16 protein-coding genes and 1 pseudogene are annotated in these 19,338 nt (G+C 54.9%); 12 read left to right on the top strand and 5 right to left on the bottom strand.

From position 1 onward, the window contains the following. Window positions 1–374 (top strand): IS630 family transposase (locus EGH23_RS21715; RefSeq protein ID WP_220582086.1); only part of this gene is annotated, 374 nt, incomplete at its 5' end. A gap of 234 nt (window positions 375–608) precedes the next feature. Continuing rightward, window positions 609–869 (top strand): annotated as a pseudogene (locus EGH23_RS27300) (TVP38/TMEM64 family protein); the annotation flags it as partial. A gap of 185 nt (window positions 870–1,054) precedes the next feature. On the opposite strand, the gene EGH23_RS21720 reads toward EGH23_RS27300, so the two are convergent. After that, window positions 1,055–1,837: an IclR family transcriptional regulator gene (locus EGH23_RS21720; protein WP_220582087.1), complete on the bottom strand. Its 783-nt coding sequence runs from the start codon at window positions 1,835–1,837 to the stop codon at window positions 1,055–1,057. Between the two features lie 528 nt (window positions 1,838–2,365). On the opposite strand from EGH23_RS21720, the gene EGH23_RS21725 reads away from it, so the two are divergent. Genes EGH23_RS21725 through EGH23_RS21770 form a run of 10 tightly spaced genes read left to right on the top strand, consistent with a single transcriptional unit; the run spans window position 2,366 to window position 11,798 of the window. Further along, the gene (locus EGH23_RS21725) at window positions 2,366–3,463 is read left to right on the top strand and encodes an ABC transporter ATP-binding protein (RefSeq protein WP_220582088.1); all 1,098 of its coding nucleotides are present in this window, start codon (window positions 2,366–2,368) and stop codon (window positions 3,461–3,463) included. Between the two features lies 1 nt (window position 3,464). Then, the gene (locus EGH23_RS21730; protein WP_220582089.1) at window positions 3,465–4,265 is read left to right on the top strand and encodes a creatininase family protein; all 801 of its coding nucleotides are present in this window, start codon (window positions 3,465–3,467) and stop codon (window positions 4,263–4,265) included. A 57-nt stretch (window positions 4,266–4,322) separates the two neighbouring features. Further along, the gene (locus tag EGH23_RS21735; protein ID WP_425433262.1) at window positions 4,323–5,702 is read left to right on the top strand and encodes an ABC transporter substrate-binding protein; all 1,380 of its coding nucleotides are present in this window, start codon (window positions 4,323–4,325) and stop codon (window positions 5,700–5,702) included. Further along, window positions 5,702–6,640 (top strand): carbohydrate ABC transporter permease, encoded by a 939-nt coding sequence (locus EGH23_RS21740; protein WP_220582091.1) that lies wholly within the window; start codon window positions 5,702–5,704, stop codon window positions 6,638–6,640. Before EGH23_RS21735 ends, EGH23_RS21740 begins: the two co-directional genes overlap by 1 nt. Then, window positions 6,637–7,482 (top strand): carbohydrate ABC transporter permease, encoded by an 846-nt coding sequence (locus tag EGH23_RS21745; protein WP_220582092.1) that lies wholly within the window; start codon window positions 6,637–6,639, stop codon window positions 7,480–7,482. The genes EGH23_RS21740 and EGH23_RS21745 overlap by 4 nt, the downstream gene beginning before the upstream one ends. 40 nt (window positions 7,483–7,522) lie before the next feature. Continuing rightward, window positions 7,523–8,671, top strand: a complete 1,149-nt coding sequence (locus tag EGH23_RS21750; protein ID WP_220582093.1) for a hypothetical protein — start codon at window positions 7,523–7,525, stop codon at window positions 8,669–8,671. 47 nt (window positions 8,672–8,718) lie between these two features. Then, window positions 8,719–9,888 carry a mandelate racemase/muconate lactonizing enzyme family protein gene (locus EGH23_RS21755; RefSeq protein WP_220582094.1) on the top strand — a complete coding sequence of 390 codons (1,170 nt, stop codon included), beginning with the start codon at window positions 8,719–8,721 and terminating at the stop codon, window positions 9,886–9,888. 49 nt (window positions 9,889–9,937) lie between these two features. Beyond that, the gene (locus EGH23_RS21760) at window positions 9,938–10,774 is read left to right on the top strand and encodes an SDR family NAD(P)-dependent oxidoreductase (protein ID WP_220582095.1); all 837 of its coding nucleotides are present in this window, start codon (window positions 9,938–9,940) and stop codon (window positions 10,772–10,774) included. 10 nt (window positions 10,775–10,784) lie between these two features. After that, window positions 10,785–11,159 (top strand): Rid family detoxifying hydrolase, encoded by a 375-nt coding sequence (locus EGH23_RS21765; RefSeq protein ID WP_220582096.1) that lies wholly within the window; start codon window positions 10,785–10,787, stop codon window positions 11,157–11,159. Continuing rightward, complete coding sequence (locus EGH23_RS21770) at window positions 11,160–11,798, top strand: HAD family hydrolase (RefSeq protein ID WP_220582097.1); 639 nt, start codon at window positions 11,160–11,162, stop codon at window positions 11,796–11,798. A gap of 281 nt (window positions 11,799–12,079) precedes the next feature. Here EGH23_RS21770 and EGH23_RS21775 read toward each other — a convergent pair whose 3' ends face one another. The 4 genes from EGH23_RS21775 to EGH23_RS21790 all read right to left on the bottom strand — a co-directional run bounded on the left by EGH23_RS21775 (window position 12,080) and on the right by EGH23_RS21790 (window position 19,094). Continuing rightward, a complete protein-coding gene (locus tag EGH23_RS21775; protein WP_236045006.1) occupies window positions 12,080–13,561 on the bottom strand; it encodes a beta-N-acetylhexosaminidase in 1,482 nt (493 codons plus the stop codon). A gap of 480 nt (window positions 13,562–14,041) precedes the next feature. Then, entirely contained in the window at window positions 14,042–15,775 is a 1,734-nt protein-coding gene (locus EGH23_RS21780) for a DUF4091 domain-containing protein (protein WP_220582099.1), read from the bottom strand. Between the two features lie 334 nt (window positions 15,776–16,109). Beyond that, window positions 16,110–17,507 (bottom strand): Gfo/Idh/MocA family protein, encoded by a 1,398-nt coding sequence (locus tag EGH23_RS21785; protein ID WP_220582100.1) that lies wholly within the window; start codon window positions 17,505–17,507, stop codon window positions 16,110–16,112. A 1,416-nt stretch (window positions 17,508–18,923) separates the two neighbouring features. Further along, window positions 18,924–19,094 (bottom strand): hypothetical protein, encoded by a 171-nt coding sequence (locus tag EGH23_RS21790; RefSeq protein ID WP_220582101.1) that lies wholly within the window; start codon window positions 19,092–19,094, stop codon window positions 18,924–18,926. Window positions 19,095–19,338: the final 244 nt, after the last annotated feature.

Genomic DNA, 19,338 nt, shown 5'->3' on the forward strand with positions numbered 1-19,338 from the left:
GGACGTGTCTGCTAGGCGCGATCACCGAGGACGGTGATCGCTTTTTCTCCCGATTCGAAGAGTACGTCACCGCCGACCACGCAAAACATTTCATTTTGGCATTATGCAAAGAATTCGAAGATGACTTAATTGTCGTTCTAGATGGGGCGCCGTATTTCCAGGCGTCGGCCGTCACGGACCTAGCGGCCCGTGACGACCTCACCTTCGTGACGTTACCGTCGTATTCTCCGGAACTCAATCCTGTTGAAGAGTGTTGGCGACAACTCCAAGACGCTCTTAGCAACCGATTCTTTGACTCGCTTGATGAACTAACCTCGGCAATCGACACTGCTCTCGACCAGCTATCTCTTCCAAAAGTGAGTAATTACTTCTAACGACTACGATAGAAGCTGTGATCGATACGGCCTCCCTCGAGGCTCGTAACTGGGCTGAAACCGTTTATGAGCGGTGCCGACAAGAAGCTCGGTCATTTGATGTTCAAGAGTTGGAGGTAAGTGATGTAGACTCTCGGGCGGCACCACTGCGTGTCGAGCGACAGTAGGTGTGAATCGGAGTTCGGGACTGGTCGCTCCGATTGTGGTACGACTATCTATTATACAGAATCAAAGTTCGTTCTTATTCCCGGGCTTCTAGATGACGCAATCTGCTTTCTGAGTGGCCTTACGACGTGGCGACTCCGAACGTTTCTCGCCGTTATTATCGTCGGCCGCCTCCCAGCATACGTTATTACTGCCTACGCCGGCGGGGAGCTGGCCAATGGACAGGTCATCTCGGCAGTAGCGTTGATCGGCGCTGTTGTCCTCTTTTCTGTGATCGGCTGTCAGAAACAGAATGCGATCCGAGAACTGATTCAACAGGTTGAGACCTGAGTTCCTCCTCGAGTCAACTATACTTAATCGGTGACGAACGCCCTAAACAGCTCAGCTGAAACGATACACCACTTAGCTGACCCCTTCCTTCTCGAAATTGCCGATGTATCCAGGGATTTAGCCAGTATAGCTGCTAATAATTATTTTGTAGATATTGGCATTCGCTAATTTAAGTATACTGGGGATTATCCATCAATAGTTCTATAATCGTGGTATTGATTCTGGACTTCAATTTCGTTTTTAGCATATCTGAGTACATCTAGCAAATTCGCCATATACTTAGTTGTAAACCGATCTCGAGGACCGGTAATTCCAAAAGAGACTAGGACATCTTGTTCCTCATCGAATATCGGCACAGCAATTCCACGGACGCCACGCAGATGTTCCTCATCGTCGATGGCGTATCCCTGCTCCCGAATCTGTTCGAGCTCGGTTTCGAGCTCTTGGGGCGAATCCAATGTGTTATCGGTTCCTACGGGGAGACCGGAGTTCTCAACTATCTCGTCTCGTTTCTCTGGTGGCAGGTTCGCGAGAATGGCTTTACCGAGTGACGTCCAGTGCATATGCGTGTGATTGCCGATCGGGATTTCGTCGCCGGCAGCTTTTTTTCCGGAACTTCGATATGCGATGACGCGACGACCGTTTTCTTCAAGCCCAACCCCGGCTATTTCGCCGGTTTTGCGACTAATTTCCTCAACTTTGTTTTGGAGTAGCTGACTGGCGTCCAGTTGTTGACGAACACTGCCGCCGTGTTCAAGAAATCGGAATGATCGTCGATATTCGTTTGACTCTTTCACAACATACCCTCGCTCGATGAGCGTATTGAGGTGAATATAGAGTGTACTGGTTGGCACCTCCACATGAGTAGCGAGTTCAGAGAGGGTGATCGGTTCAAGTCCGCTCAGCGCGGACAGAATATCTAACGTCGTTTCGACTGAATTGATAGTCTTGTTCGCTTGGTCAGGCATACCACACGCTAATTCGTCCCGGATAAAAAATTTTGCCCAAGGCTGCAAAATGTTTCCAACCACATTGAAAAACTGGGGTTCATCTTCCGATACTTATAGACTAATATATGTACATTTGTTATCTACCGAGGCGAGCGTAGTTTTGAGCCGTGATAATAGTCAACACGAATCAATCTCCCTATGTTGTACTTGGCAATACCCAGATCTCAAGGCTTCTCAAACCCGATTACAAACCTCGTTCACCATATGGTGAAAATAAGCTCTCTTTCAACTGTGTTAAGAGATACTACCAACTCTGTCTCTTTGAATTGTTACGGTTGCTTCGTCGGTATTCGTCGGCTTAGAGGCCATCTGATACTATAATTGGCCGTGCTGTCCAGAAGGCTGGAAAGTGAACCTGATACCGTCTACTTGGCTTTCGGTAGCTCTATCGGCACATTAGATTCGTTTCAACGTGACTGTCTATCCCACTGCCGCCCATACTACCAACATTTATTATGCGCGATGGCGACTCTTCGCATACTCGGTATGAGCGAAGTTACACTAACGGACGTGACCAAAGTATATGAAGACGACGTCCTCGCTGTCGAAGAACTGTCCCTAGCCGTGGGAGACGGGGAGTTCGTCGTCGTAGTCGGTCCGTCAGGCTGTGGTAAATCAACCACGCTTCGGATGGTTGCTGGACTGGAAACGGTTACTGACGGCGAGATATCCATCGGTGACGAAGTAGTCAATGACGTTCGTCCGCAAGACAGGGACATCGCGATGGTGTTCCAGAACTACGCGCTGTACCCGCATATGACCGTTCGTGAGAATATGTCCTTTGGACTGCGCCTCTCGGAGGAGTTCGAGGACCAGATTGACCAGCGTGTCGAGGAGGCAGCCGAAATGCTGGAGATATCAGACCTCATGGACGATCTTCCGAAACAGCTGTCTGGCGGCCAACAACAACGTGTGGCACTGGGACGAGCCATCGTCCGCGACCCAGCAGTGTTCCTCATGGACGAGCCGCTCTCGAACCTTGATGCGAAACTTAGGACACAGATGCGGACCGAGATCCAGCGGATCCAAGAGGAACTCGGCATCACGACCGTCTACGTCACCCACGATCAGACAGAAGCGATGACGATGGCGGATCGAATCGTCATCCTGAACGACGGCAGATTACAACAGGTCGACCCGCCCGAGCAGTGTTACGATGAGCCGAACAACGAGTTCGTTGCGGGATTCATCGGGTCACCGTCGATGAATTTCTTCGAGGTTACTGCGACGAACACCGCCGATGGCGTCAGATTCGAATCGGCTACTTCTACGTTTACTATCGATATCAATGTCCCAGACGGCGAGTACACACTCGGCGTACGGCCGGAAGACTTCGTCGTAGAGGACGAGGGTGGCTACATCGAGACGATCGTCGACGTCGTCGAACCAATGGGGTCGGACAATTTCCTGAACTTGCAGACTGTAGACGAGTCACAGGAGGTCGTGGCCCGCGTCGATAGCGAGTATAGCCCAGAACGGGACGATCGAATCACGCTTGGGTTCGACGAGAGTGATATTCACCTGTTCGATACTGATGGGCAGCGAGTCGCAGTCAACGATCTACAGCGGACGGAGTCTACGTAAGATGCTATACGACGCTATCGGCCAACGTAGTAACGAGTGGGCTGGCATGTCCGCCAGTCAAATCCAAGCAGTCGGCGCCCAACCGGGATCTGTACTGGTGATTCCAGTCGGTAGTGTGGAGCAACATGGAGACCACTTGCCGGTCATTACTGACACGCTCCTCGCAGAAGCGATGGTCGACGCCGCATTCGATTATCTCGACGACGAACCGGTCGTCGTTACGCCGCCTGTCTGGAGCGGTTACTCTCCACACCACCTTTCGCTTGGTGGGACATTATCACTGGAGTTCGCACACATGCGCGCCATCCTCGAAGATATCGCACACACCGGTCTCGAAAACGGATTTGATGCCGTTTTGTTCGTCAATGGCCACGGTGGAAACGGGCCACTCGTCGATGCCGTCGTCAGTACCGTTGGGGTCGAAACCGACGCAGAGGTGCTCGGAACGACGTACTTCGAACTGGTACCGGAGCTGATCGAAGAGATACGAACGACCGAGACTGGTGGGATGGCACATGGTGGTGAGTTTGAAACGTCGCTCATGCTCGCTCTCCGGCCAGATCTTGTGGGCGAACCCGATAAGCGAGACGGCGAATTACTGGACGAACACTACCCTTGGGGTGGACAAGATCTCCTTGACGGCGGCTCCGTCTCCGTGTATCGACCGTTCGAATCATATTCCGACTCGGGAGCTATCGGTGCCCCTGAACAGGCCAGCGCCGAAACCGGGGAGCAGCTCCGCTCGTTCATCGGGGAGGAACTCGCGTCCCTCCTCGCCGCAATTCATGAACACAACGTGTGAAACGTGAGTTCACAATATCAACACAAACAATTATGTATATGGAGCTAAGTCAATCAAATGATGCAGCCGAGTGATATGCCCGACTCTGATCAGGACAGCATCGACCGTCGACAACTACTGCAGGCCCTGAGTGCCGGTGGTGCCATCGCTATCGCTGGCTGTAGCGGCGACGGTGGTAGCGATGGCGGCGACGGCGGTGGCGGGAACGGGAGCAGTGGTGGTGGCGGTGGTCAGCAGACCATCCAGTTCCTCACGATGGGCGTCGGCGACAATATCAAGAACTTCTTCCAAGAGAACAATACGAAATTCGAAGAGGAGCACGACGTCAACGTCGAGTTCACGAGTGTCACCTGGGATAACGCCAAGACAACGGTGAACAACCGAGTCGATGGCAACAAAGCCCCTGACGTCGCCCGGTGGCCCGCACGATGGATTCCGCAGTTGGTAGGGAAAGACGCGCTCGTCTCCCTAGACGACCTGATGCAGGGGGAATTCCTTGACAAGTTCCCCGAAGGCGTCGCCAATGGGACCCGATACCAAGACCATTACTACGGCGTCCCGTGGGCAGCCTCGAACAAGTGTCTGTACTACAATAAGGACATCTTCGAGCAGGCCGGCCTCGATCCGGAGAATCCCTCGCTGAACTCTTGGCAGGAGATGCTGGCGGCCGCAAAGCAAATCAAGAATTCGGATAACGTCTCGAAGCCCGCTCTCGGACTCGCGGGAGCTGACGCCATCGAAACCGGATCACAGTACTATCACTATCACTGGTCCTACGGTGCGGACCTGGTCAGCGATCAGGGAGACAATGCGACGTCGATGAAACCAGTCGTCAACACGCCCGAAGCCGTGGATGCATTGTCGTTCTACACCGACCTCGCAAATGAGCACCAAGTGACCCAGTCCTCGCCCCTGTCCTCGACCCGTCAGGACATCCGCCAGCTCTTCGAAGCCGGTGAACTCGGGATGGTCATCGGACACGTCTACACGGGGCTGAATATCGAGAGTGCCAAGGAGAATGGGGAAGCCGACTTCGATTACGGTATCGTGCAGGTACCCAAGGGACCCGCCGCTCGATACAGCCTCTACACCATCGACACACTCGCCGTGTTCAGCCAGAGCGAAGTTCAGGACTTAGCGTATGACTTCATCGACTTCTATTACGACGAGGAACGTCGCTTCCAGTATTCGAAGCAGAAGGGCTTCCTCCCAGTGACCAAAGACGTCCTGGAACGCGACTACTTCACGGAGTCGAAAAATTGGGCTCCCTTCGTCAAGGCGAGTGAGTACGCTCGCGCTCGGCCGAAGCTCAAGCAGTTCAATCAGTTCAACAGTCGGATGGTCCAAGCGATCCAAGAGGCGCTGGCCGAACAGAAACAGCCCAAACAGGCACTCGACGACGCACAGAGTGACCTGAAAGAGCTCATGAGTAACTAATGGGAACTGCCGAACAATACACAGAAAGTACGCCGGACTCGCGATACGAACAGACCGTCGGATACCTTCGGCGGAACTATCGAGCATACTTGCTGATCGCGCCAGCGGCGCTCTTCCTCCTCTCGGTGGTCGGGTATCCGATCTTCGAGACGTTCCGACTATCGCTGTATCGAGCGCCTGAATCCGCTACGACGCAGACCTTTATCGGATTCCAGCATTACACCACTATACTCAACAGCCAGATATTCTACCAGCTGGTCTGGCAAACTGGCCGATGGGTAGTCGTCTCCGTCTTCCTAAAGACCACCCTCGGACTCCTCATTGCACTCCACCTCAAGAGTGACATTAGAGGCCGGAAGTTCTTCCGAACAGGTTTTCTCATCCCGTGGGGCATTCCTTACGCTATCTCGGCCGTGGTCTTCCGATGGATGGAACATCCGCAGTACGGCTATATCAACACGATTCTGTTGAAACTCGGCGTGATAGAACAGGGAATCGGTATTCTCGGCAATCCCCAGACTGCGTGGCTTGGTGTCGTCGTCGCCGATGCCTGGATCGGGACGCCATTTATGGCCATCATCATCCTCGCGGGTCTCCAGTCCATCCCCGAACAGCTCTATGAGGCCGCCGCCGTTGACGGCGCCGAAAAGTGGCACCAGTTCCGGTATGTCACGCTCCCCCAACTGAAGAGCGTGCTACTCATCGCGACACTGCTCTCGACTATCTGGACGTTCGTCAGCTTCGACGTTATCTGGACGATGACTGGCGGCGGCCCGATAAACAGCACGGCGACGCTGGTCATCTGGATCTTCGAGACGGCCTTCGCCCAAGGCAACCTCGGTCTTGGCGCGGCCTACAGCGTCATTGGCTTCGTCATCTTAGGAGTGTTCGCAGTCATCTACCTGCGCGTCTACACAAGCGGAGGTGAAGAGCTATGACGATGGCTGGACACGACCGGAGCGGCCTTCGCAAGGTTCGCATCTACGGAATCCTCATCGCGTTGCTGGGAATCATGATGTTCCCGTTCTATACGATGTTCACCAGCACGCTCAAGCCCTCGCAGGAGATGTTCAACTCGCCGGCGACGCTGTTCCCGAGAAATCCGACCTTCGAAGCGTACTTTCAGGTCTGGACGCAGACGGACGTGTTACTCTGGATCGGGAACAGCTTCCTCATTTCCCTGGGAACAGTAGCGTTGACGCTGCTGCTCGCTATCCCCGCTGGCTACTCGTGTGCTCGTAACGACTTCGTCGGAAAGCGGACGTTCCTCTTGGCGGTCCTGGTCGTCCAGATGTTCGCTCCAGTTGTCCTCATCGTCGGTCTGTTCGACGTCATCGTCCAACTGAACTTCTACAACACTTATTTCGCCGTCATCATCCCCGCCGCGGCGTTCACGCTACCGTTCAACGTCTGGATGCTGTATGGCTACTTCAAGACGATTCCAATCGAACTGGAGGAGTCAGCCCGAATCGACGGTGCCAGTCAATTCCAGATCCTCACGAAGATTGTCCTGCCGCTGACTAAACCAGCGCTCGTCGCTAGCATCACGTACACGTTCCTCTACGCGTGGAATCGACTGCTATTCGTCCTGACGTTCCTGACCGATAGTGGCAAATACAACGTCCCACGCGGCGTCTTCTCGATGGTCGGCGCGCTCCAGACCGACTGGCGGATGATGCTGACGGTGTCGGTCATTGGCATCATTCCGCTCCTGATCTTGTTCGCCTTCCTTGAGCAGTACATCGTCACCGGGATGACGGCGGGCGCAGTCAAAGAGTAGTCGCCTTCACTTTTATTATCGCGCCGGTGGAGGTCAGGGTATGGAGTTCGCTACCTGGATCTATCCATGGGACATCCTCGAAGAGGGGCCGGAAGCGGTCGAAACACGCTTACAGGCGCTCGGCATCGGAGAACTGAACCTGGCGACAAACTATCATACGGTTCAGGCGTTTACACCGCACAATCCCGAACGACGGACGATTTTCGCCCGCGCAAGTTCGTACTTTGATCCCGGGCAAGAGTACGGAGCGCTTGAACCGGTTCCATATGAGGGGATGGACGGTGACTGGGTAGCGGAGATTGCTGAGAGGTTGACGGAACTCGACTTGACGTCTTGGACTGTTGGCTGCCACAACTCCCGACTGGGGCTGAACAACCGACAGTACACGCTCGAATCGGCTTACGGCGACGACCTGGTGTTTGGCCTCTGCCCATCACAACCGGCCGTCAGAACATACCTCGCGACGCTCGTCGAAGATATCGCTTCCCGAGAAGGGATCGGCCGGGTCGAGCTAGAGACGTTCGATTACTTCTACGGGACCGGGTTCGGCTGGCATCACCAGAAGATACACGCTCGGCTGGGCACCCTAGGAGAATTTCTCTTCGGCCTGTGTTTCTGCCCGCACTGTCAGTCGAACGCATCGGCCGCTGGTGTCGATGTCGATCAAGTTCGAGAGACAGTCGTCGAGACGCTCGACGGAATCATCGACGGGACCGTTCCACACGATTGCTCGCCAGAGGAGTGGCTCGACAGTCACGCGGCCGTCAGTGCGTACGTGGACGTGCGTGAACAAACCCTCACATCGCTCTATGCCGAGCTAGCCACTGCTGCAGGCGAGACGCCGCTGGGCTACTACGTCGGTGTCCCGGACCCAGGTCGAGAGTGGATGGTCGGCGCGGATCTCGACGAGCTATCAAGGTATGTCGACTACTACTGTCTCCCAGCCTACGAGTCCACCGGCGAAGAGGTGATGGAGCAGTACGGAATCGTCGACGATATCGCAGGCGACGTCCCGATTCACGTCGGTCTCTTGCCCGGCCATCCGGCGGTCTCCGACGAGGCGACCGTCGTCGACATGCTCCAGCGACTCAGTGACGAAGATGTCCCTCGAGTTTCCTTCTACAATTACGGGCTGTTGCCCGAATCATCGCTGGAGTGGGTCGGCAACGCAATCGACGCCATAGAGTAATCACCGGAAGCGGTACTTTGATATTATTTCCCAGCCGAGGAAACGGTATGGAGATAACTGACGTAACAGCGGTGACTGTAGATATGCCGCTGGTTGATTTAGACGAACGTCTGGGTATCGGTCCGTACGTGACGAATCACGGCCACCTGGAATCAATGGAACGTGTCCTCGTCCGCGTTGATACGGACGAGGGCGTCAGCGGCTGGGGCGAAATGCGTGTCTTCCTGTCGCCGGCCGCGACCGAGTCCATACTTGAGGATGGCGTCGGACCGATGATTCAGGGCCAATCACCGTTTGAAATCGAGCGACTCCGGCGGCAGGTGTTTGTGGAGTATACAAACGTCGACATGTTCTTCTCGGCCGTCGAGACGGCCTGCTGGGATATCGTCGGCAAAACGCTCGATCGGCCGGTGTACGAGCTCCTCGGCGGGTGGACGGCGCCGTCGCAGGGCTCTCAACAGCATAGACAAGCGATCGACGGCGATAGTACGGCACCGGACGCCGTTCCCGTTGCGTTCTGTCTAGGAATTCTCCCGCTAGATGAGTCACGTGCCAAGGCCAGAGAAGCGCTCGAAGCCGGATTCAACGTTCTCAAGACCAAAGCGGGGATGGACTGGCGTGAGGACGTTAAGCGGATTAGTGCGATGCACGATGAAGTCGACGGACAACTGGAGTTCCGGCTCGACCCCAACCAGGGCTGGACGCTCGACCAAGCGGTCCGTGTCGGTGCGATGCTCGAAGACGAGGGAATTTACCTCCAGTACATGGAACAGCCGATCCGAGTCGACGCTCACCGGTCACTATCCCGGCTCCGGCAGCGGTTGCGACAGCCGATCGCACCCAACGAAGATACCTATATCTCGCACAACATCCAGTCGCTCGTCGAGGCCGGTGCGATGGACGTCGGCGTCATCGATCTGACGCCAGCGGGCGGGATCAGTGGGCTCCGCCAGCAGGCAGCCGTCCTCGAAGATGCCGGCGTTCCGTTCACGCATCACTGTGCGTTTGACCTCGGTATCCGAACGGCTGCGATCCTCCACGCGTTCACTGGAATTCCCGGTTTCTCTTTGCCACCGGACTCGACGTACTACGGGTGGGAGGACGACGTCATCGAGGCGCCTTTCGAAGTCAGTGACGGATGTCTCCCCGCCCCGCGTGGCCCCGGCCTCGGTATCTCAGTCAACGAAGATGCAATCGAGGAGTATCGAATCTCGTGACCCGGCAAGAAAAAAGTTCAAGGGGGACGACGCCGTGGGTGAAACCGACATGGTAGAGTTATCCCTACGGGACCGTCCAGCGATCGTAACCGGCGCGTCTCGCGGAATCGGCCGAGAAATCGCGGCACGATTTGCCGAGTCAGGCGGCGACGTGGCGATTTGCTCGCGATCGTACGACGACGTCGAGACCGTCGCGACGGAGCTAACCGACGAACACGACGGACGAGTCGTTCCGTTCGAGTGCGACGTGACCGACTCGGACGCGGTCCGAGACCTCGTCGATCAGACTATCGAGGAGTTCGGTGGCATCCGAGCGCTCGTGAATAACGCAGGCGGGTCCGACGAATCCGCGAACCTGTTGCACCGCTGTGACGAGGAGACGTTCGAGCGGATGCTCGATCTGAACCTCAAGAGTCAGTTCCTATTGAGCAAGGAGGTGTTACCGGCCATGGTGGCAAGTGGCGGTGGCTCGATGATTCACATGGGTTCGGTCAACGGCCTATTTGGGATCGGTCTCTCGGGCTATTCAGAAGCCAAGAGCGGCCTCTTGGCCCTCTCGAGAAACATCGCCGCACACTATGGCCAGCACGGCGTCCGATCGAATGTCCTCTCCGCCGGGACCATCGAAACTGAGAACAGGCGACGGGAGATGGAGAACACCGAACAGCGCACTAACGAAACGAGTGCTCGAGATCAATGGCTCGATCAGTACCCCTTAGGCCGCTTTGGGACACCCGAGGAGGTCGCCGACACGGCGCTGTTTCTCGCGTCGGAGCGGTCGAGCTTCATAACCGGGGAAAACGTCGTCCTCGACGGAGGACTGACGACCGGGCTCGCCACGCCGTTCCTCAACGAGATGTACGATGCCGACGAACAACCGCAGTAAGATACAATCCATGGAAGAGCTAACCACCGACGACGCACCAGACAGTATTGGACCGTACTCGCAGGGTATCGCTAGCGGAGACCGAATCTACGTTTCCGGTCAGGGTCCGGTTGACCCCGAGACTGGTGACGTCGTCTCCGGTTCCCCGGCGGAACAGACGAGGCGCACGTTACAGAATATCGAAGCCGTCCTCCAAGCGGGTGACGCATCGCTTGACGATGTCGTGAAATCGACGGTGTTCGTCAAAGACATGCGATACTACGACGAGGTCAATGACGTCTACGGCGAACTCATGTCTGCGCCGTATCCGGCCCGGAGCGCTGTCGAAGTCGTGAAACTGCCGGTCGACATCGACGTCGAGATCGAAGTCGTTGCAGAACGGTAAATGCGCCGAATCGTCGTATTCGATTTCGATGGGACACTAACACGACAGCGGGGCGGATTCAAGCTATTGCACACGCTCTACGGGACTGCAGAGGCCGGTGAAGAGCTCATGGCAAGGTACGAGTCGGGCGAGGTTACGTTCGAAGAATGGTGTCGGATGACGGCCGATACGTGGCGCAATGCAGGAGTTACGGCTACGGATATCGACCGCGCTACTCGTGCAGTCAAACCCAAGGAAGGTGCCACGGAAGTTCTCAAGTCCCTTGAACGGGAGAGCATTCCATTCGGGATACTCAGCGCTGGCGTGGGAAATTTGACGTACCGTTTCGAACAGTACGACCCCGAGTTCATCCGAGGAAACTTTCTCCGCTTTAGCGACGGACAGCTGTCGGATATCGACGTCGACGTCGGTCCCTCAAGAAAGGGAGAGTTACTGCGAGAGTTTCGTGACGAATTGTCTGAGACTGAGATACGATATGTCGGTGACTCACACACTGATACGGAAGCGTTCGAAGAGGCAGACACTGCGGTACTGTTCGATCCGGACGAACGCGTTCCGGACGCGGCGATAGCTGCGGCGGATACCATCGTTGAATCTGACGACCTGCGCGATACATCCGAATTTCTCCTCGGTAACTGAATCAGCTGACGGTTCTGCATTGAATATCGTTATATTTGCTTCACTTAGTAATATTCTCGTACAACCCTCTGTGGTTTAGCTGAAGTTCGTATAAGCAGATGATGAACACGAATCTCGAAACGAGAAATGGCCGAAATCACAGATAATCCGCAGTATCTGAGTTCACGGCCCGTGTCTGTGAGGCCGTTCGGAAACTGTCGTGCTGTGGTTCCGAAGCGTCGGTTACTGGAATGGCATTCCGGTGAAGCGCTACCACCAATGAAGCGATGTCTACAGGCAGTTCACTCCCCTGGCCAGGGGACCTGTGGAGACTGATAGTAGTTGATGTCCTGAACGTTCCAGCGCGGACTTTGGGCCGCCAGTCGATGCTTGAATTCGTCCCAATCGTCGGTCTTCGCCTCGGGCGACCAGCCGAGCTCGGCGACGCCGGGGAACCGGGGGAACAGCATGAATTCGATGTCGGAGAGTGTCCTGATATTCTCGGACCACAGCGCCGTCTCGGGACCCATAATCGAAGACTCGTCGACCCCGTCGATATAACCGGCCGGGTCCCAGTCGTAAGCGTCGGGCACGGGCGTGTATCCGGCCCAGTCGAGTCCCAATTCGGTGTCTTCGTTGTACTTCATATCGAGGTAAGCATCGGTCGCGGGCGACATAATCAACTCGTGGCCCGCCTCGGCAGCCGCGGCCACTTCGGGCGCGTCGCTGCTCGTCCCCCAGAACTGGCCGATCGTCTGTTCCGGCGGATCAGCACCGAGAATCTGGTGCCAGCCAATCGGGCGCTTGCCCTGTTCGATGACCATTGGAATGGCGCAGTTCATGAAGTCGTTATACTCCTTGTCGGAGAGCGTGTGTGCTTCGTCGCCGCCGATATGGAGATAGGGACCGGGGGTCATTTCGGCAACTTCACTGATGACGTCCTCGATGAACTCGTAGGTGACCTCTTTATCGAGGCACAGCGAGGTGTCGCCGACGTTCGTGCCGGTATCCTCCTGTCGCTTCTCGCCGTCGCAGTTGAGTTCGGCATACGACTCCAGCGCCGCACCGGTATGGCCCGGCATATCTATCTCCGGGATCACCGTGACAAATCGGGTTTGCGCGTACTGGACGATTTCTTTGTATTCTTCTTTGGTATAGTACCCGCCGGAACCGCCGCCGACCTCCGAGTCAGCACCCTCGTCGGTGAGATTCGGCCAGCTGTCGATTTCGATGCGCCAGCCTTGGTCGTCGGTGAGATGGAGGTGAAGATGATTTACCTTGTACTGTGCGAGATAATCGATGTACTGCTTGACCGTCTCGACGTCGAAGAAGTGGCGGGCGACGTCCAGATGGGCTCCGCGGTACGTGAATCGTGGGTAGTCGCGAATGCGCCCACCGGAGACGGTCCACTCGGCGGATTGCTCTGTGTCTGCTTCGATAGCTGGCGGAAGGAGCTGCCGAAGCGTCTGGACGCCGGCGAATAGCCCTGCCGGTTCACTAGCGCGTATCTGTACGCCGTCCGCATTAACCTGTAGCCGATATCCTTGCGAGTGGATATCCGACGAGTCAGGAGCGAGCCGGAGTGAGATACTTCCGTCCGGCCCCGTTGACGACCCTTCGATGATCGGGAGCTCGTAGCCCGTCGATGGACGGAGAAGTCCCGCGAGGTATTCGGCGACTCCGGTCGCCTCCCCGTCGCGGACTTCGATGACCGTATTCTCCGTGAGAGTGTAGTCCGCCTCTGACGATTTGACATCGACTGGGACGGGAACGAGGTTCTCCATTGCCGAAGTATCGGTTGTTCCATCGGTACCTTGCTTCGCCATTCCGACACCGATTCCTGTCGACAGCGCTCCGAAACCGGCTATCGATTGCAGTACTCGACGACGCTCGAACGTGGTACTATCTGGCATGCACTATCGGGTTCACAACTATATCACTAATAACTTGTGATGATATGAATATTACTGCTACCATTATTCGCATTTGGCTGATTCTCAGCCATAGGATCAGACGATCAGAAGAGGTTAGCGGCTCTACAACCACTTGTCAGTGCAATTCGCTCATGAGTTAGGGGAACGGAGCCCTTGTTCAGGAGTGATCCAAGTACAGCTTATGATGAGTGTCGACAACCATGAATTTGGCACACAAACATCGTCCGCTGCAGCGAGTCACTGTTGTTCGTTCCGTCTTGAAGGGAGAGAAAGTGACAGAGAAACCGGATCCGAGCCCCAGAAGACAGATTTGGCGCCTACAGTAGGAGCCTACCTTGAACTCAGTTCTTCTAGGACAGATCGCTTTGCCCGAGTGATATCGTCGAGTTCCTTTTCTCGTGCGTTGCGATCGCGTGTAGCGAGTTCGATTGCCGTCTGAACTTCAGATGAGTCGCTATTCGCTCGTTCACGGAGCTTATGGATAAGCTCGTAATCTTCGATACCCGCTGTTAGCTGTTCCCAGCCAATACTAGAGACCGGACCGTCCTCGCCTGGATAGACCAAATATTCATCTCCCTGGATATACCGAAACACCGGGTCAGTGTAGACATCACTCGGCCAACTATTGTATGCCCACCGGAGATAGCCGTCAAGACCATTCAGCGCGGCGATCCATGGAAGCATGCGCGCCTCTGCCGGTGGCGAGAACGAGAAGGTATTTGGATGGGCGGTGCCGCCCGCGGTGTAGAAGGTGGTGACTTTACCTTCCTCACGTCGCTGCTGGACGACATCCTCCTCTAGCGGAAGCGCGCCATAATACGGGGCGACATTATGTGAGATGTCCGCTACTTCCATCGAACCGGCGATGTGGAGTCTATCGACGAATGTTGGTGCGACCGCCTTGAGCAAGTCGACTACTTCTTCCATCAGTTCCTCAGGGCGTTCGTCAAAGGCGATGTAGGTCTGGTCGAGCCACCCTTTCTCTCTGAGGTGGGGTTCGAACGCGTTAAGAAATGCTGTCCACGCTTCTCGCCAGAATGGAGCGCCGGCCTCACCCTTCCAAACGGCTCGGTCGCCCGTCCGCTCGTCGACATACGTGATCCGCTGCTGACCACGGAATACCAGCATCGAGTACGCGCTGATGTCTGGCCCCATCCCCTGTTCGAGACCAGTCTCGATGAATTCGTCGAATCGTGAGAAATCGAACGACCACTCTTGACCATCGAAGTACCACTCTACCATGCTGTCGTACCCGATTTCTGTCTGCGGACGCCACTCCCCGTTGAGCCATTCACGCTGCCAGGGCTCGTGGATGAGGGTCGTCGTAATCGTCTTTTGGCCGCGCTCGGCCATATCTCGCATGTAGTTCTCGATTAGGTCCCAATGACGGCGTGACCACGGCTCGACATCACTCGACTGACTGTTAACCGAGTGCTCTGCCGCGATAGCGTTCGGATTCATCCAGATATCGAGGTAGAACTCGTAGTCCCTGGGGTCTGGGACCGCTACGTCGTAGACGTCGAGTTCGAGTGCGTACTCAACTGAGCCCTGTGCTCCAGCATCAATAGTTATTGACCCTGAGTATGATCCGGGCGACACGTCGGTTGGGACGTCGATTGTAACCCAGACCGGCTGAGCCTCGTACGACGGAACCGAAACCTCGTCGACTTCCAGTAGTGGGTCCCCCACCAGGTCGGGATTTCGGCTTCCAGGCGGGTCGTCGGCTACCTCCTCGAAGGTAGCTGACCAAGTGTACTCGCTATAGGCGTTCTCGATCGGTACGTACCCGACATACCGGACGTCGATGTCATCAGCTGAGATACAGTCGTTCGACGAAGTGAGAGTGCTCACCGAACACGAGAGGGTGTCAATCGGTTCGCTACTGAGAACTGCCAGTTGCCCCGAGATCCGTTCGTTACGGGCTCCGAACAATGAGAGATCACGCCGGTCGACATCACCGAGTTCTCGAGGGTACCGTTCGACGCGTGCGAACGACGACGTATCGAATGACCCGGTCGGTACCCACGTCGTTAGACCTTCGCTTGGTACAGCGCTCTCAACCATGTACTTCAACCATTCCGGCGTCGTGGGCCAATTTTGCCCGGACACGGTGGACCCTTCTGTTTCTGGGTTAGTGTCTACTGATCGACCATCGCTGCTTTTGCCACTTGCCTGTCCTGGAAACGCCGCGTTCGCGACCCCGATCGTCCCGACTCCCTGCAGGAATCGACGTCGAGTATGAGTGCTGTCGCTTCGTCCAAAACTTCTGGAGTTTTCCTCCATAATCTATAAATATATTTGATAGTATTTATTAGTTTTGATATGTGTATGATGTCTGAATCGAATAATAGGGGTGGGAAGATTGGGGGGCTTCAGGCAGTGTGGCGGTGAAAGCGTTCTATATCGTGTCGAAATCCATGACCTGTAGCTCGCGGTCCTCTTCCCAGCGGCCCCGAGTGAAGTCGGGGAACTTGACCGGCATGCCCTCGTGTTCGAGCGAGATCGCCGACAATGGTCGGACAGCGCTCCAAGCTGCGCCGTCATAGACGTTCATGTCGAGCGGACGCCCCTTGTTGAACGCGTCGAATAGACGGTAGATTTCTAGGAAGTCGCCGCCACCGTGGCCACCGTACTCTTTGGCGATTTCTTCCATCTGAACCCATAGCGGGTGACGATGCTCTTCGTAGTACTCCTCGTAGGTACTTTCGTCAACGAACCCGTGACCCTCGTTGTCGACAGCAAGTTTGCTCGGGAACCCTTCATGGTACGCATCCGAACCAGCGAGTTCGTTTTTCCGGCTGTATCCACGATTGGTCTTCACGTCGAACTGGAGGTGAATCTGCCTGTCCTGCGCTGTGAGAATCTCCGAACGGGTCGTATCTCCATTCTCCCAGTCATCGATATCGTGGGCCCAATGATCTTCGGGGAGTTCCGCAGCACGCTGCGTCAGTCGGCTCTCGGGACTCTCTTGACTGGAGATGAACTGAAGTCTATCGCCGCGGTTAATCCCCATGTAGAAGGCGATCGGCCCCAGTCCATGGGTGGGGTAGAGGTCGCCCTTGTACTTCCGGTGGTTCCGCGAACGCCAGTCGTTCCAGTAGGCCTGGAAGAAGTATTCCGCTACCAAGTTGTGGATGTACCCACCGGAAGCGTAGTTCAACTGGTCGCCGAAGACGCCGTTACGGACCATATTCAGGACCCACAGCTCAGTATCGAAGTAGCAGACGTTCTCCAACATCATGCAGTTCTTCTGGGTCCTCTCTGCGGTGTCCACCAGCGTCCAGAGCTCCTCGATGGTAGTCGCCATGGGGACCTCCACTGCTACGTGTTTCCCCTTCTTCATGGCGTACTCTGCCATTTGGGCATGGTTCTGATGGTTGGTGAAGACAAACACCAGATCCAAATCGTCTCGCTGGACGAGTTTCTTCCAGCTATTTTTCGACCCCGCATACGTCGCAGGTGTCTCGTTGTTCCCCTCCTCTTCGATCCACTGTTGCATCTCACGTACCGGCTCCTCTCGGATGTCACAGATTGCGTTGATGACGCCTTTGTTCGGAGCCATCGCATCGATGAGCTGCGTCATCCCAAAACCGCGGTTTCCGAGTCCGATGACCCCAACGCGAACTGGCTTGATCTGCTCGGCGAGTCCGAACACTGTGTCGCCTTTCGCGGGTGGAGCTTCGGATGGCGGTCCGCAACCTTCGACGTCTTGGATCTCGCGTGCTTTGCCCGTCGCTGAGACGGTAACGATCCCGGCTGCACTGGCCAAGCCTTGCATGTACTCACGTCGTTGCATACTGCATGCTAGGTATAACCAACCAATTATATAAGTGTTATCCAAGATTAATGTTTACTCTCTTGTGAAGTAGATGGCTGGTAGAGTATTTGCTGTTACAACAGATGTGAATGCTCTCACTCCGGTAGTAGTAAGAGGTGCCCGCTTGTACCGGAGATTTGATTCAGCAAAAAGATCGTTTTCTACACAATCGGCTTCTCCAGCTTCATAGCTAGTAGTTTCCATCTCTCTATGACTCCGCCTATGAGTTCAATAGAAGTGTAATCATTAGAAGAACGATTTTCAGAGAACGATCTATTTCAACCTGATTGTTAGCATCCATCACATATCGATATCTCCACTTATAACATACGTACTTATGTTATATATTGGCGAGAGCGAGGATATCTCAGGATAAAAGACAAATCTATACATAAGAAGTACAGCTTAGAAATGCGCTTGTTAGGTATGTTATGACCCTCTATATGATTACTTGGCATTTCAGACTAGATAAGCTCAGACCTTTCAACTGTGCCGAAATATAGCTAATTGAGACGAAGTTAGTTTTCCTATGTAGAATACGGATCTGGTTCCAACAATTCTATTAAATTGACCGACAACATTGATTGTGATTGGATATTGAATACGCATCACCATCATCATACGACTTATAGGCGCATAGTATGTATTATGAATTTATCTCCCTGCCTATTTTGTTCATAAATTCAGCCAATACTGCTACCTTTGCCTCTTTGTAATTCTCCCATCTCAGATATTAGGCCAATATAGATATAAAATGCGAGATTCTGGCAGTAGGTGTAGGAGTACATAAGTAAATATGTGCATGTATCTATATCCATCGTGACCTCAGTGGATATCTGATAATTCTGGTTATATCGAAGTTCATCGAAGGAAAATTCAGAGAGTGGGGTGGAGTGGACTGGTGGAACTCGGTGATCTCCTCACTGACAATGGCCAGTGCCAGTCGTCCCTGCTGGCGGTCGAAATATGGGTGTTTGATTGTCGCTATATACCACGGCGAAATGTAGGCGTCTTTGGTTGACCCACCGTCGAGCCAATCGGCATCTGCGACAGCGACTGTACCGTAGTATTGGCGTCGTCATTGCGAGCGCGATACAAACTCAAGGAATCATCGAAGGCGGTGAGTAGTTCACGAACCTACTGTTTCTCTGGAACTCGCATCACTTCCCTGGGGTAGTGGACGTATAATGCCCCACGCGATGTACAGCGGGACCGCGAAGAAGCCAAGGAAGAAGAACACACCCATCCAGACCGCCTTTCCCCGACGTGTAGTCGCCCCGAAGTGGCCAAAAGCAACTGCTAATACCACTTGTACGGATAAAATCACCAATACGCCTTCGTTGATCATTCCAACTCAGCTATTAGATACCGACTCGTAGCCTATTGTTAGGCGGTTCAATCTTCGCTGCAAACCGGGTGAACCGTTGCGTTCTCCCTCGCAACCGCATAGCCAGCCGCCGAGTCGCCGCGAGGGTGGCGCTCGTATACTCTCTCCTCGAGGGCCTCGAACGCCGCGGTCGAGACCTCCAAAGTGACGGTCATCGTCTCGACATCGTGGTCAGACATGATCCACAACCTCCTCGCGAAATACACCGGAACAGACTAGACACTCGGATACGTCCATCGAGAGTCCGTGTGTCTCATCGAGTGGTGTCCCGTCAACCGGGCCGGAGCGATGGGTGACGTCGCCGGCGCGTCAGCGTGGGAGCGGTTGCCCATCTACTAACCAACAGGTGCCTGGATATCCCTCGGGATCGTTGGTTAGCGTGTGCTCCTCCAATCCGGTGTCTGCACTCCCAAATCAAACTAC

Source organism: Haloarcula nitratireducens, assembly GCF_019599505.1.